The sequence below is a fragment of the Kitasatospora sp. NPDC059146 genome (assembly GCF_042786665.1).
Classification (GTDB): Bacteria; Actinomycetota; Actinomycetes; order Streptomycetales; family Streptomycetaceae; genus Kitasatospora.
Window position 1 is genome coordinate 41,898 of sequence record NZ_JBHZCY010000056.1, and the last position, 13,688, is coordinate 55,585.

General features: G+C 75.9%; 13 protein-coding genes. 8 read left to right on the forward strand and 5 right to left on the reverse strand.

Annotation, left to right across the window (positions count from 1 at the left end; genetic code table 11):
- Positions 1-72 precede the first annotated feature (72 nt).
- On the reverse strand, positions 73-1,347 hold the full coding sequence (locus ACFXPX_RS23440) for an IS256 family transposase (protein ID WP_380589778.1): 1,275 nt from the start codon (positions 1,345-1,347) through the stop codon (positions 73-75).
- Positions 1,348-1,776: 429 nt separating this feature from the next.
- On the opposite strand from ACFXPX_RS23440, the gene ACFXPX_RS23445 reads away from it, so the two are divergent.
- Positions 1,777-2,763: a LuxR C-terminal-related transcriptional regulator gene (locus tag ACFXPX_RS23445; protein ID WP_375891652.1), complete on the forward strand. Its 987-nt coding sequence runs from the start codon at positions 1,777-1,779 to the stop codon at positions 2,761-2,763.
- A 160-nt stretch (positions 2,764-2,923) separates the two neighbouring features.
- Positions 2,924-4,177, forward strand: coding sequence for a phosphotransferase family protein (locus ACFXPX_RS23450; protein WP_380643048.1), 1,254 nt, complete (start codon positions 2,924-2,926; stop codon positions 4,175-4,177).
- 128 nt (positions 4,178-4,305) lie between these two features.
- Here the strand turns inward: ACFXPX_RS23450 and ACFXPX_RS23455 are convergent, their stop codons facing one another.
- Together ACFXPX_RS23455 and ACFXPX_RS23460 are read right to left on the reverse strand one after the other, a co-directional pair.
- Positions 4,306-4,584 (reverse strand): ferredoxin, encoded by a 279-nt coding sequence (locus tag ACFXPX_RS23455; protein WP_380522684.1) that lies wholly within the window; start codon positions 4,582-4,584, stop codon positions 4,306-4,308.
- Positions 4,581-5,801, reverse strand: coding sequence for a cytochrome P450 (locus ACFXPX_RS23460; protein WP_375891646.1), 1,221 nt, complete (start codon positions 5,799-5,801; stop codon positions 4,581-4,583). Before ACFXPX_RS23460 ends, ACFXPX_RS23455 begins: the two co-directional genes overlap by 4 nt.
- Before the next feature lie 622 nt (positions 5,802-6,423).
- Here ACFXPX_RS23460 and ACFXPX_RS23465 point away from each other — a divergent pair.
- The 3 genes from ACFXPX_RS23465 to ACFXPX_RS23475 all read left to right on the forward strand — a co-directional run bounded on the left by ACFXPX_RS23465 (position 6,424) and on the right by ACFXPX_RS23475 (position 8,624).
- Complete coding sequence (locus ACFXPX_RS23465; protein WP_375891644.1) at positions 6,424-7,509, forward strand: S-(hydroxymethyl)mycothiol dehydrogenase; 1,086 nt, start codon at positions 6,424-6,426, stop codon at positions 7,507-7,509.
- Positions 7,506-8,135, forward strand: coding sequence for an MBL fold metallo-hydrolase (locus ACFXPX_RS23470; protein ID WP_380405249.1), 630 nt, complete (start codon positions 7,506-7,508; stop codon positions 8,133-8,135). Before ACFXPX_RS23465 ends, ACFXPX_RS23470 begins: the two co-directional genes overlap by 4 nt.
- A gap of 87 nt (positions 8,136-8,222) precedes the next feature.
- Positions 8,223-8,624, forward strand: a complete 402-nt coding sequence (locus tag ACFXPX_RS23475) for a pyridoxamine 5'-phosphate oxidase family protein (RefSeq protein ID WP_375891640.1) — start codon at positions 8,223-8,225, stop codon at positions 8,622-8,624.
- 53 nt (positions 8,625-8,677) lie between these two features.
- On the opposite strand, the gene ACFXPX_RS23480 is transcribed toward ACFXPX_RS23475, so the two are convergent.
- A complete protein-coding gene (locus tag ACFXPX_RS23480) occupies positions 8,678-9,655 on the reverse strand; it encodes a M48 family metalloprotease (RefSeq protein WP_380643050.1) in 978 nt (325 codons plus the stop codon).
- A complete protein-coding gene (locus ACFXPX_RS23485; protein ID WP_380643052.1) occupies positions 9,652-10,083 on the reverse strand; it encodes a BlaI/MecI/CopY family transcriptional regulator in 432 nt (143 codons plus the stop codon). The genes ACFXPX_RS23480 and ACFXPX_RS23485 overlap by 4 nt, the downstream gene beginning before the upstream one ends.
- Positions 10,084-10,271: 188 nt before the next feature.
- On the opposite strand from ACFXPX_RS23485, the gene ACFXPX_RS23490 reads away from it, so the two are divergent.
- From ACFXPX_RS23490 to ACFXPX_RS23500, 3 genes are all read left to right on the forward strand, one after another.
- Positions 10,272-10,436 carry a hypothetical protein gene (locus tag ACFXPX_RS23490; RefSeq protein ID WP_360234200.1) on the forward strand — a complete coding sequence of 55 codons (165 nt, stop codon included), beginning with the start codon at positions 10,272-10,274 and terminating at the stop codon, positions 10,434-10,436.
- 186 nt (positions 10,437-10,622) lie between these two features.
- Positions 10,623-13,478 carry a lantibiotic dehydratase gene (locus ACFXPX_RS23495; protein ID WP_380643053.1) on the forward strand — a complete coding sequence of 952 codons (2,856 nt, stop codon included), beginning with the start codon at positions 10,623-10,625 and terminating at the stop codon, positions 13,476-13,478.
- Positions 13,471-13,688 (forward strand): lantibiotic dehydratase C-terminal domain-containing protein (locus ACFXPX_RS23500; RefSeq protein ID WP_380643055.1); only part of this gene is annotated, 218 nt, incomplete at its 3' end. The genes ACFXPX_RS23495 and ACFXPX_RS23500, both read left to right, overlap by 8 nt.

Below are 13,688 nucleotides of genomic sequence, written 5' to 3' on the forward strand. Positions count from 1 at the left end.
CCCACGACAGGTCACGGCCGGGATTGCTGAGATAAGGTCAACTATCGGTAAAGCAGAGGCAGTTGGACGGCATCAGCGCCGAGAGCCCCGGCGCAGCTCCGCACGGACGGCCGGCCAGTCCCCGGTCCACGGCCGGCGGGCCCCGGCCGGCGACTCCAGGGCGAGGGTCGCCAGGTAGACGCGCTTGAGCGCGGCCCGCTCGTCCCGCACCCGCCCCGCGGCCTGCTCGATCCGGCGCAGCCGGGCGTGCAACCGCTCCAGCGCACCCCCGCCCGCCAGCAGCCGCCGTGCCTCCGGGCCGAACCGGAAGCCCGGGGCGAGCAGCGGCCACGCCGCCCGCCAGACCCGGAACACCTCGCGGTGGCCCGGCCCCCACTCCCGCTCGGCCCGGCCCAGCCGCTCCAGCGCCGCCGCCTCGGTGGGCGCCGTGCAGATCTCGTGCAGCACCCGGGCCAGCCCGCCCCAGTCCTCGCCCGGCGCGTGCCGCAGCGCGGCGTGCAGCAGGTGCGCCACCGAGGTGTGCACCACGGTGCGCGGCCACCGCGCGGCCGCCGCCTCGGCCAGCCCCGCACCGGCGGCACCGACCAGCACCCAGACCTCGCGCACCCCGCGCTCGGCCAGCCCGGCCAGCACCTGCGGCCACTGCTCGCCGTCCTCGGCGGGCCACAGGCCCAGCACCTCGCGCAGCCCGTCCGTGGAGATCCCCAGCGCCAGGTGCACCAGCGGGCCGCCCGAACGCCCGCTGCGCACCGAGTCGACGAAGACCACCGGGTACACCGGGTCCAGCGGGCGCCCGCGCCGGTCGGCGAGCTCGTCGAGGACCTGGTCGGTGATCACCGAGACGGTCTCCCGGCTGATCTCCACCCCGTACACCTCGGCCAGGTGCGCCACCAGCTCGCCCGAACTGAGGCCGCGCGCGGTGAGCGAGACCACCAGTCGGTCCAGCCCCGGCAGTCGGCGTGCCCGGGGGCGGACCGTACGGGGGGCGAAGCTGCCCTCCCGGTCCCGGGGGACCCGCACCTCGACCGGCCCGATCTCGGTCAGCAACCGCCTGGCCCGGGCGCCGTTCGGGCCGTTGGGGCCGCGGTGGCCGGCGGGCCCGCCGGAGCCGCCCGGGCCGCCGGCCGCCCCCGCGGGGTTGTTGGTGCCCGGGCCGCGCAGGTGCTCCTGGAACTCCAGCTCCAGCGCACGCTCGATCAACTGCTTGGCCAGCGCCTGGAGCAGGCCGCCGTCGCCGAGCAACTGCACCGAGCCCGCGCCGACCTGGGCCGCGGCCGCCTCGGCGAGCTGCCGCACCAACCGCTGGTCCACCAGCCCGGCCGGATCCACCAGCCCTGCGGGGTCCACGAGCCCGGCCGGATCCACCGGTCCGGCTCGATCCACCGGGCCGGGCGTCTCCACCGGCGGGGGCGGGTCGGGGTCAGCTCGCAACAAGGGGGTGCCCTCCGTCCGTCCGTCGGCCGGGCCGGTCCACCGGCCCTTCGCTCCGGCCGCCCTGACGGGGCGACGCGCGCAATGCGGCGGCCATCCGCCCGTTACCGCAGCCGGGTACGGTCGTCCTCGCCGTCACCACCGTCGGACGCCGTTGCCGGGCATGCCCGGTTTCGCCGTCAACCGCTGATTTCCGCGCCTTTAGGGCGTACACTCGCGGCTGTCGTGGCCCGGGGGGGATGCGTCCGAACGGCAGGTGAGCACCATCCTGCCCTTCCGGACGTCTGGCTGTTGCCGGTGCGGGCATTCGTGAAAGCGCAATGCCGAAGCCGGAAGGATGCCCAGATGTGCCTATCCCAGGACACCAGCGCGGAAATGGGGACACCCCAACTGTGTGACCGGGGGGTCGAGTTCTACCGGATCGCACTCGCCGAGGGCGGTGCCAGCGCCGGACAGGCCCCGGAATGCCTGGTCAGCATGGGCCTGCTGCGCACCCTGCCCGGCGCCGGGCACCGGCTCGCCCCCGTCCCGCCCGACCTCGCGGTCACCGGCCTGACCCGGCCGCTCGAACTCGCCGTGCTGGCCCACCAGGAGCAGCTCGCCGAACTGCGCACCGCCTTCACCGCCGCCGAGCACGCCTACCGCGACGTGATGAGACAGGCCCAGCTCCCGATCCGCCTGCTGGCCGGCGAAGAGATCAACCCGGCGCTGGAGAAGGCCGTCGCGGCCTGCACCGAGGAACTGCGCACTGCCCAGCCCGGCGGCGGCCGCGGCGCCGACCACCTGGCCGCCGCCCTCCCGCGCGACCTCGCCCTCGCCGAACGCGGCGTCCGCCAGCGCACCCTCTACCAGCACACCGTCCGCTCGCACGGCCCGACCCTCGCCTACATCGAGCAGGTCTCCGCCCGCGGCGCCCAGGTGCGCACCCTCAACGAGGTCTTCGACCGGATCATCATCTGCGACCGCTCCACCGCCTTCATCCCGGCCGGCGCCCAGCGCGAGGCCGCCGCGGTGCTCATCCAGTTCCCGCCCCTGGTCGAGTACCTGCTCAAGATCTACGAGTTGATGTGGGAACGCGCCGAGCCCGTCACCTACCTGGAGGGCCACCACCGCCCCCAGCTGCTCACCGACCGCACCCGCCGCAACGTCCTGCGGCTGATGGTCAACGGGTTCACCGACGAGGCGATCGCCAGCCGCCTCGGGATGAGCACCCGTACGGTCTCCAGCCACATCCAGAAGGCCAGTGAGCTCCTCGGCAGCCGCAGCCGGGGCCACCTCGGCTACATCATCGCGCGCGAAGGCGTCCTGGACGAGCCGCTCGACGACCTCTGACGTCGATCCCGGTGACGACTCCCGGGTGCGACGGACCGGGTGGGAACGCCGGCAGGAGGCTCCGGGCAGCGCAGCCTCGCGGTGGCTCCCGCGACGAACGGGTCCGCCTCCCGGGAAAAACCGGTCGCCACCGCCTTGCTCCGTGGGCGAAGCTGCTCGGATGCAGCGAGCGAACAGCCGGACCGTGACCGTCGACCTCACCCACGAAGGCGCCTACTACGGGCAGTTGGGCCCCTTCGAGACGGACCTCGGCTGGTGGTCGGCGGTGGACGGCGTGGTCGCCCGGGCCACCGAACTGGCCGGCGTGCCGGTGCTGGTGACCAGACTCCTCGACGGGCACAGCGCGGACCCGGGCCACGGCGGCCGGGTCCGCTACCACGCCGAGGCGCTCCGGGCGCCCGCCGCCCTGACGCCCCGCCCGCCGGACGCCGGGACGGCCGCGCTGCTGGCCCCCGCCGCCCGGCGGGCCGCCTGGGCCACCCCGGACGGGCTGCGCTCCGCGCTGGAATGGGCGCGGGAGCGGCTCGCCGACCTCGGCCGGCCGACCGGGGCGGCGCGGCAGATCCGGACCTGGAACCTCTCCGGCCTCTTCCGGTTCCCCTCCCCCGTCGGGGCCGACGCCTGGTTGAAGACCACCGGCCCGGAGTTCAACGCCGCCGAGGGGGAGGTGATCGCGCTGCTCGGCGGCGTCGACCCCGCCCTCGTCCCGCCGGTGCTCGCCGCCGACCCGGCCGCCGGCCGGCTGCTGCTCGACCACGTCCCCGGCGAGGACTGCTGGAGCCCGAGCGAGGCGACCGTCGCCGACGTCGTCCCGCGCTTCGTCGCCGCCCAGGCCGCGCTGGCCGGGCGGCCCACGGCCCTGGCCGGCCTGCGCGACCGCACGCCCACCATGCTGCACACCCAACTGACGGCGCTGCTGGACCGGCTCCCCGCCGAGACCGACCTGACGGCACCCGAACGCGACCGACTGCACCGGTTCGCCGCCGAACTGCCCGCGCTGCTGGACGAACTGGCCGCCTGCGGCCTCCCGGAGACACTGCTGCACGGCGACTTCCACCCCGGCAACTGGCGCACCGGCGACGCCCGCCCGGTCGTGGTCGACTACGCCGACGCCTGCCTCGGCCACCCGGCCCTGGACGGGCTGCGCCCCCGCGCCTACCTCACCCCGGCGGCCTGGCACCACCACGCCGAGGTCTGGACGGCGGCCTGGCGCGAGCACGCCCCGGGCTCGGACCCGCACCGCGCCCTCGAACTCGCCGCTCCGCTCCACCACGTGTCCTACGCGCTGCGCTACCAGGAGTTCCTGGACCACATCGAGCCCAGCGAACGCCCGTACCACGAGGGCGACCCGGCCGCCGAACTGCGCGCCGCCCTGGCCGCCGCCCCGCGCGGGGGAGCCCGCGACGCACGCTGATCCCCGGTGCCGTGCGCGGCGGAGGCCGTCGACACGACACCGGGGATCAGAAGGTCACGGGGCACCGGATCAGGTGGTCACCCGGTCCGGCGGGTCACACCGTCCGGCGGGTCACTCCGTCCGGTGCGTCACTCCGCAGGTTCGATCCGGTAGCCGCCCCGGGCCGAGAACAGGGTGAGCGCCTCGACCGGACAGAACTCCACCGCTTCGGTCAGCCCGTCCGTCAACTGCGCTCCGCCGACGGCGTACCCGGCCACCGGCCGGGCCTGCCCGTCGGTGTCGAGGGCCAGCGACCCGGGGGCGCTCAGGGCGCACATCCCGGAGCCGATACAGCGGTCCCGGTCGACCCGGACCAGCACGGATTCGGCCGCCGCCGGGTCGGCGGGCCCGGTCGGACCCCCCGTCACCAGGTGACCCTCAGGGTGTTGGGGCTGCGGGTGAGCAGCCCGCGCCGCCAGTCGATGTCCCGGGCCTCGTCGGCCAGCCGCAGCGCGGGCAGCCGGCGGGCCAGCCGGTGCAGGGCGAGTTCCAGCTCCATCCGGGCCAGCCAGGCGCCCAGGCAGTGGTGCGGTCCGGCGCCGAAGGTGAGCATCGGCGCGGCCAGCGGGGAGAACAGCTCGGTGCGCAGGTCCCCGGTGAAGACCTCCGGGTCCTGGTTGGCGGTGCCGGTGTCGGCGGCGACGACGCTGCCGGCCGGAATGACCACCCCGCCGATCTCGACGTCCTCCACCGTGCGGCGCAGCAGCCCGGGCATGTGCTCGGCGGCGTCGCCGAGCGGTACGGCGCGCAGGATCTGCTCGGTCGCGGCGGCGGCGCTGGCCTCGTCGGAGGCGAGCCGCTGCCAGGCGTCCCGGCCGTCCTGGAGCAGGTAGACCAGGGCGTTGCCGAGGCTGGTCATGGTGGTCTCGTGACCGGCCACCACGAGGCCGATGACCAGGGCGATCAGCTGCCCCTCGGTGATCGAGCCGTCCTCGGCGGCGGCCGACAGCAGGCTGCTGACCAGGTCATCGCCGGGTTCCGCGCGGCGCTCGGCGATCACCTCGGCGCCGAAGGCCGCGAACTCGGTCATCGCGGTGGCGATCGCCTCGGCGCTGTGGGCGGTGGTGGAGAGCGCGTGGTCGCTCCAGTGGGCGAGCCGTTTGCTGTCGAGGTTGTCCAGGCCCATCAACCGGCTGATCACCAGGACCGGCAGCGGCCGGGTGTAGGTGGCGACGATGTCGGCGGGCGAGCCGTGGTCGATCAGTTCGTCGATCAGCGACTCGATCACCGAGGCGACCCAGGGCTTCCAGCGCGCGATCGCGCGCGGGGTGAAGGCCCGTTGCACGGTGCGGCGCAGCCGCTGGTGCTCGGTGCCGTCGATGTTCAGCATGCTCTGCGGGTCGTCCAGGATGTTGGGCGTGACCATGAGCGGCGGGGCGTCCGGCGCGTAGAGCGGGGCGCGCCCGAGCCGCGGGTCGGTGAGCACCTGCCGGACGTCGGCGTGCCGGCTGACCAGCCAGACCGGCGTGCCGGTGGGCAGCGCCGCGAGCCGGGGCGGACCGGGCTCCAGGTGGCGCAGGCAGTGCATCGGGGGGAGCGGGGCGGTGCCGGTGCCGGCACCGGTCGCACTGTTCTCGGTGGACATCCGTACTCCAGACTCCAGGGCAGGGACCGCGCGGGGCGGCCCGACGGGGGGTGGATCCGGGGTTCGTGCGGGACGGGCGGTTCGGCCGGGGCGGCTCGACTCGGGGCCGGCGGTGCGGTGGGACGCGGTGGGACCGGGAACGCTGCCCGCGCGGGGGCGCGGGCCCGTCCGCGGGATGGCGCGGGATGGCGCGAAACGTGCGGGGGCGTACGGTCGGTACGCGCCCGGCACGAGCGGCGCGCGGTGGCGTGCCGTCAGGTGGGGCGGGTGTGCTGAGCGTGGTCGCGTGGACCGTCTCTGCTACGACCGTACGTGGACGGCGGGGTGCCCGTCTGCGGCACTTCCAGCCAACGGTGGCGCTTTCCGGGCAGTTCGTGGCACGTTGACGGGCGCTCACCGCCGCCCGCGCGCCCCTGGTCCGGGGCCGCGCCGGGGCCGCGCGGGGGCGAGTGCCCGGTGGGCCCGGCAGGACTGCCGGGCATGCCTGTGGCACATGCGCCCGGCCGGGCGGGCGCTACCCTTCGTAGGCACTCCTTCGGAAGTGCTTCTAGAGTTCTCTCGCAGTCGTTTGTCGCAGGTCACGCCGGTGCGTAGCCGTACCGGCCGACGGAGGTGGAATCGGATGGCCCAGCAGGTCAAGGCAGTCATCGCGCGCGCCAAGGGCGCACCCGTGGAGGTGACCACGATCGTGGTGCCGGACCCGGGGCCGGGCGAGGCGGTGGTGCGGATCCAGGCGTGCGGCGTCTGTCACACCGACCTCCACTACCGCGAGGGCGGCATCAACGACGAGTTCCCGTTCCTGCTCGGCCACGAGGCCGCGGGTGTCGTGGAGTCGGTGGGCGAGGGCGTCACCGAGGTCGAGCCGGGCGACTTCGTCGTCCTCAACTGGCGCGCGGTGTGCGGCCAGTGCCGGGCCTGCAAGCGCGGGCGCCCGCAGTACTGCTTCGCCACCCACAACGCGAAGCAGAAGATGACGCTGCTCGACGGCACCGAGCTGTCCCCGGCGCTGGGCATCGGCGCCTTCGCCGAGAAGACCCTGGTCGCGGCGGGCCAGTGCACCAAGGTCGACCCGGCCGCCGACCCGGCCGTCGCGGGCCTGCTGGGCTGCGGCGTGATGGCGGGCCTCGGTGCCGCGATCAACACCGGCAACGTCGGCCGCGGCGACACCGTCGCCGTGATCGGCTGCGGCGGCGTCGGCGGGGCGGCCGTGATGGGCTCCCGGCTGGCGGGCGCGGCGAAGATCATCGCGGTGGACATCGACGACCGCAAGCTGGAGAAGGCCCGCTCCCTGGGCGCCACCCACACCGTCAACTCCCGCACCACCGACCCGGTCGAGGCGATCCGCGAGCTCACCGGCGGCAACGGCGCCGACGTCGTGGTGGAGGCCGTCGGCCGCCCCGAGACCTACAAGCAGGCCTTCTACGCCCGCGACCTCGCGGGCACCGTCGTCCTGGTCGGCGTGCCGACCCCGGAGATGACCCTGGACCTGCCGCTGCTGGACGTCTTCGGCCGCGGCGGCGCGCTCAAGTCCTCCTGGTACGGCGACTGCCTGCCCTCCCGGGACTTCCCGATGCTGATCGACCTCCACCTCCAGGGCCGCCTGGACCTGGACGCCTTCGTCACCGAGCGGATCGGGCTCGACGAGGTGGAGCAGGCCTTCGAGCGCATGCACCACGGTGACGTCCTCCGCTCGGTGGTGATCCTGTGACCACCCGAGTGGACCGCCTGGTCACCGCCGGGACCTTCGAACTCGACGGCGGCAGCTGGGAGGTGGAGAACAACGTCTGGATCGTCGGCGACGACGAGGAGGCGGTGGTGATCGACGCCGCGCACGACGCCGCGGCCATCGAGGCCGCCCTCGGCGGCCGCCGGCTGCTGGCGATCGTCTCCACCCACGCCCACAACGACCACATCGACGCCGCCCCGGAGCTGGCCGCGCGCACCGGTGCGCCGATCCTGCTGCACCCGGACGACCTCCCGCTGTGGAAGCTCACCCACCCCGAACGGCTCCCGGACGGCGAACTCGCCGACGGGCAGCGGATCGAGGTGGCCGGCACCGAGCTGACCGTGCTGCACACCCCGGGCCACGCGCCCGGCGCGGTCTGCCTCCACGCCCCCGGGCTCGGCACCGTGTTCACCGGCGACACCCTGTTCCACGGCGGGCCGGGCGCGACCGGGCGCTCCTTCTCGGACTTCCCGACCATCATCGAGTCCATCCGCGAGCGGCTGCTGTCGCTCCCGGCCGACACGGTGGTGCGCACCGGCCACGGCGACCCGACCACCATCGGCGCCGAGGCCCCGGCCCTGCCGGAGTGGATCGCCCGCGGGCACTGAGGCCCCGTACGCAGTCCCAAGGCTGCTCGCCGCGTACCGTACGGCCCCCGGGGAGGACGCCGCCCCGGGGGCCGTACGATCGCGATCATGGCCCATGACCCGCGTGACCTCGACGACGCCTTCCTCGCCTTCTGGCGCGAGCGGCACATCGCCACCCTGACCACCACCCGGCCCGACGGCACCCCGCACGTGGTGCCGGTCGGTGTGACCTTCGACCCGGAGACCGGCACCGCCCGGGTGATCACCAGCCGTACCAGCCGCAAGGCCCGCAACGTGGCGGCGGCCGGACCCGAGGGCCTGCGCGTCGCGGTCTGCCAGGTGGACCGGGCCCGCTGGTCCACCCTGGAGGGCGTCGCGGTGGTGCGCGACGCCGCCGAGCAGGTCGCCGACGCCGAGCGCCGCTACGCCGAGCGCTACCGCCCGCCGCGCGAGAACCCGGACCGGGTGGTCATCGAGATCACCGTCACCCAGGTCCTCGGCCGCGCCTGACCGGGCCGCCACCGGGCTGCCACCGGGCCGCACCCCGCCGCACCGCTCACGCGTCAGCGGCCGGCGATCCGCTCCGCCGCGTACTCCACGTACTCGTGCAGGCCGTAGGCGAGCCCGACGGCCAGCAGGGCCGAGCACACGACCGCGACGCAGAACGCGGCGGCGGCCAGGCGTGGTCCGCGCCCCTGCGGCCCGGCGGGCTCCGGTCCGAGCAGCGCCTGCACCCGCTGGGGCACCGGCCCCGTGTCCACGGCGAGCACCCGGCCGCCGCCGTGCCGTCCGTCGCCGTACCGGCCGCCGCCGTACCGTCCGGCACCGGCACCGGCACCGGCCAGCGCGGCCCGGGCGATGGCGGTCGCGGCGGTCCGCCGGTCGGCCACCACCCGGGCCGCGGCCTCGTCCGCCCACCGCTCCAGGTGGAACTCCAGGGCGGTGCGCAGCCGCCCCAGCGCCGGATGGACGGCGGCGGCCAGGTCGGTGACACCCGCGAGCAGGTGGTGGCGTCCGTGCAGATGGGCCCGCTCGTGCGCGAGCAGCACCGCCCGCTCCGACGGTGTCAGGGCCCTGAGCATGCCCTCCGTCACGACGACCCGGCCGGCGCGCCCCCGGTGGCGGGGCAGGGCGAAGGCCTCCGCCTCCTCGCCCGGCACGACCAGGAGGTCGCTCCCGGGCGTGGCCGCGCCGGTCAGCTCCCAGGCACGCGCCAGCAGCGCGCGGTGGCGGCGCGCGGCCAGCGCGAGCCGGACCGCCTGCGCGGCGAGCAGCGCCCCGGCCGCGCAGGCCACCGGCAGCGCCGCCGGCCAGTCCGCGACCACCCGGCCGAGCGCCATGTGCTCCAGCCCCGCGAGGAACGGCACGTGGAGGAGGCCGACCAGCGCCGCTAGCGTGCCGCCCGCGAGGAGCACCGCCGCCCCGGTCAGCACGAAGGAGGCCGCGCGGGGCGGGAGCAGTCCGGCCAGGCGGTCCGCCGCGGGCACCGCTGCCCAGGGCAGGGCGACGGCGAGGGCGACGATCACGAGGAACAGCGTCATGCTCCGCCTCCCGCTGTTCCCGCTGCTCCCTCGCCCGCCACGGCCGCGGGGGATCCGCCCTCCGCTTCGAGGAGGAGGCGGCGCAGGGCGTCCCCGTCGTCCGCCGAGAGCGAGGACACGAACCGCTTCAGGACGAGGTCCCGGTGCGGCTCCTTCTCCAGCTCCCGGCGCATCCGGCCGGCCGCCAGCCCGGCGGCGTCCGCGACGGGCGCGTACGCGAAGGAACGCCCCGGCCGGGTGCGGGCCACGGTCCCTTTCTCGTGCAGGCGGGTGAGGATCGTCGCCACCGTCGTCCGGGCGAGGTCCTGGTGCAGGGCGCCCTTGACCTGCTGGGCGGTCAGCGGCTCCCCGGCCGCCCACAGCACCGCCAGCACGTCCGCCACGAGCTCGCCGTGCGGGCGCCTGGCCTCCTGGCCGTCCCTCGCCATCTCTCTCCCCGGTCCGTACAAGTTAGGTGTGCCTCAGCTAACTTTACCGGGCCTGAGGTGGGCCACCGGAGGGTGTCCGGGCCGTGGACGGAGACGGCGCTCTCCGTATATCGGCTGTAGATCGGCGCTTGTGAAGGTTCTCCTGTCAGCCCGAACGGGCCGACGGAACGAGAGGAAGGACCGTCACCATGGACATGCAGCTGAACTCGCTCGACCTGGACGCCCTGGACGTCACCGGCATCGAGCTCGCCGAGGGCGACGCCATCGGTTCGCTGGCCACCGACAGTGCGCACACCGAGGTCGGCGCCTCCTGCGCCCCCTACGGCTGCCACTGCTACTTCAGCCTGACCTGATCGATCGGGCAGGGCACCCGCCCGACGGGTAGCCACTGAGGAGCGTCCCGCCGGTCCCGTCGGACCCGGCGAGGGCCTGCGGGACGCTCCCCGGCAGCACGACCACCGGTGACTGACCGGCGGTACCCCTCCGGCGCGCTGGGAAGAGCCCGTCGGACCCTCCGGAGACGAAACGGCGTTCCCACCGTGATTCCCCCCACCACCCCTGCCGTCCGCCGGTTCGCCGTCCGCGTCGCGGGCCTGCCGGCCGACGCCCTGCACGAACTGCGCCGACCGGCCGTCCGCTCCGCGGTGGACCACCTGCTCGCGGAACGCGACCGGCTGGCCCACGAGGGCACGCGCCTGGCCGACGCCTGCCACCCGGTGATCGGCGCGCTGGCCGGCTCCGAGCTGAAACCGCGGGTGGTGGCGCTGCGCCGCAGCCTCCACGGCGCGAGCGTGCCCGGCCCCGCGGTCTGGTCGGACCAGGTCCGGCAGGCCCTGCCGCCCGCCCTCGCCGAACGGATCGACGCCTGGCTGGCCGCCCTGCGCGCCCACCGGGCGGACTTCGCGGCGCTCCCGGACCGCTACGACCGCGACCTCCCGGACGCCCTGTCCGCCGTACGCCGCCACACCGCGAACCCGGCCTTCCGCCACGGGCTGGTCCAGGGCAACCCGATGCTCTCGGACGCGCTCACCGCGTGGCTCGACTCCCCGGCCGGCACCGAGCCGGCCCGCCGCACCAGGCTGCGCCTGGTCAAGTACCTGGCCCGGGCGGCCGCCAAGACCAGCCCGTACGCGACCTTCACCGTGACCGGCCTCGGCGAGTGGCGCCGCTGCGGCTCCGCCGTCGCGCCGACCGGCGTGACGGCCTGGCACAGTGTCGTCGAGCCGAACGTCTGGGTGATGCAGCGGCTGGCGCACGCACTGGCCGGGCCCCGCACGCCGCCGCGCGGCCGGGTGCTGCGGGTCAATCCGACGCTGTGCGAGGAGGACGGCCGCTTCTGGTTCGTCGCACCGGGCTGGTCGGAGCGGGTGCTGTCGGTCGCCGCGGACGGAGCGGCCCGGGCCTGCGTCGACCTCCTGCGGGCCGGCGGCCCGCGCACCGCCGCCGAACTGCGCGACCACCTCGCGGCCCGCGCCGGCGGGTCGGCCGCCCGGTCCGACGCGGTGGCGGCGGTGGCGGAGGTGACGGCGGCAACCTCGGCGACGACTGTGACGGAGACCGCGACGGCCTACCTCGCCAGACTCGTCGAAGTCGGCCTGCTGGAGGCGGCGCTGCCGTTCGCCGACCAGTCCCCGGACCACCTCGGCGAGCTGCTGCGCCACCTCGAACGCTGGGAACTCCCCGACGGAAAGCGGCAGTTGCAGGCCGTCCGGCGCGCCCTGGCCGCCTACCCCGGGTCGTCGGCGGCGGTCCGGACGGCGCTGCACCGGCGGGTGGACCGGGAGATCACCGGCCTGCTGGAGACCTACGGCACGCCCGGCGACCGGACCCAGGCGCCGCCCCGCAAGAACCTCTTCCACGAGAACGCCGTCTTCACCGAGGTCGTCCTGCACGGCGACCCCCAGCGCTGGGCGGGCGCGCTCGCGGACCTCGCCGCCGTCGGGCGGCTGCTCGCGCTGTTCCGGCCCGATGCCGCACTGCGGCTGGTCGCGGCCGAGGTCTTCGCCGACCACGCCGGGCCCGTCCCGTTCCCGCTGTTCCACCGCGCCCTCGTCACCCGGCTCCGGGACGCCCGACCCGGCAGCGCCGCGGCCGAACTGCGCGCCCTGCTCAACCCGGCCACGGCCGGCGGGCACCCGCCGGGCGCCAGCCCGGTGCCCGCCGTCCGGGAGCTCGCCGGCCTCCGGGCCGAGGCGATCGGCTTCCTGCGCGACCACCCCGCCGACGGGGACGGCGTCGTCCGCCTCCCGGCCCGCGCCGTCGACCGGCTGCTCGCCGACCTGGCCCCCCACCGGTCGGCCCCGGGACCGCTGTCCTGCTACGTGCAGGAGGCCGGCCGGGACGACGACGGCGACCTCGACCTCGTCCTCAACGGCGTCGGCGCCGGCCACGGGCACGGCACCGCCAGGCTGCGCCGCGTCCTGCCGGAACTCGCCCAGGAGAAGGGGGACTTCGCCGACCGGACGGCAGAACCCGCCGACGGTCCGGCGGACCGCCCGGGCGGCGTGCTGTTCGCCGAGAGCGGCGGCGCCTTCGGCAGCAACCTCAACCTGCGGGCCGACGGCGTCCGCTTCGAGATCGACACCCCGGGCGTCGACAGCCACCGGCCCGCGGCCGAGCGCCTGCCCGCCGCCGAGCTCTTCGTCGACCACGACCCGGACCGGCGGCGGCTCGTGCTGCGCCACGGACCGGACGGGCCGGAGGTCCGGCCGCTGCACCTGGGCACCATGGCCGACCGGCTGCTGCCGCCGCTGATGCTGCTCCTGGTCAGGCTGTTCGGCGAGACCCCCGGGCCCTCGGCCGGGCTGTGGGAGCTGCTGACGACCACGCCCGCCGCGCACTCCCGGGAGGTCCTGCACCGGCCGCGCACCGCCGTCGGCCGGGTCGTCGTGGCCCGGGCCTCGTGGTGCGTGCGGGCCGACGCCGTCCCGCGGCCGAGCCGCGGCGAGCACGAGGCCCACTACCTGCTGCGGCTGACCGACTGGGCCCGCCGGCACGGCGTGCCGGAGCGCACCTTCGTACGGGCCGTCCCCGACCGCCCCGCGCCGCGGCAGCCGGCCGGCGGGCGGGAACCGCAGCGCCCCGGGGACCTCGGGGAACTGCGCGACCGCAAGCCGATGTTCCTCGACCTCGCCAACCCGGACCTGGTCCTGCTGTTCCACCGGCTGCTCACCCGCCCCGACCGCGTCCTGCTGTTCCAGGAGGCGCTGCCCGACCCGGTGGCCGCGCCCGTCCTCGGCGACCTCGGACGACGGGTCGTGGAGTACGTCGTCGAGGTCGACCCGAGTGCCGAGCCGAGTGCCGAGCCCGGTGCCGACTCCGCTGCCGACCCGGGTGTCGACCCCGAGGTCGCCCCGGGTGCCGACCCTCGGACGGCGGGGGCCGGTCGTGGCTGAGCCGGGGCGCGGGAGCGGCCGGGAGTGGCTGAGCCTGCACGCGTTCAGCACGGCCGACGCCACCGCGCTGCTGGTGCGGACCGTCCGGCCGCTGGTCGCCGACCTGCGGCGGGACGGGCTGATCGACGAGTACTTCTACCTGCGGTACTGGGAGGGCGGCCCGCACCTGCGGCTGCGGCTGCTGCCGCGCACGGCCGCCCGGGCGGAGGC

Coding starts and splice junctions, on each gene's coding strand:
- ACFXPX_RS23445 (WP_375891652.1), top strand. CDS start 1,777: ATGTGCCTATCCCAGGACACCAGCGCGGAAATGGGGACACCCCAACTG.
- ACFXPX_RS23485 (WP_380643052.1), bottom strand. CDS start 10,083: ATGGCGAGGGACGGCCAGGAGGCCAGGCGCCCGCACGGCGAGCTCGTG.
- ACFXPX_RS23465 (WP_375891644.1), top strand. CDS start 6,424: ATGGCCCAGCAGGTCAAGGCAGTCATCGCGCGCGCCAAGGGCGCACCC.
- ACFXPX_RS23480 (WP_380643050.1), bottom strand. CDS start 9,655: ATGACGCTGTTCCTCGTGATCGTCGCCCTCGCCGTCGCCCTGCCCTGG.
- ACFXPX_RS23475 (WP_375891640.1), top strand. CDS start 8,223: ATGGCCCATGACCCGCGTGACCTCGACGACGCCTTCCTCGCCTTCTGG.
- ACFXPX_RS23490 (WP_360234200.1), top strand. CDS start 10,272: ATGGACATGCAGCTGAACTCGCTCGACCTGGACGCCCTGGACGTCACC.
- ACFXPX_RS23450 (WP_380643048.1), top strand. CDS start 2,924: ATGCAGCGAGCGAACAGCCGGACCGTGACCGTCGACCTCACCCACGAA.
- ACFXPX_RS23460 (WP_375891646.1), bottom strand. CDS start 5,801: ATGTCCACCGAGAACAGTGCGACCGGTGCCGGCACCGGCACCGCCCCG.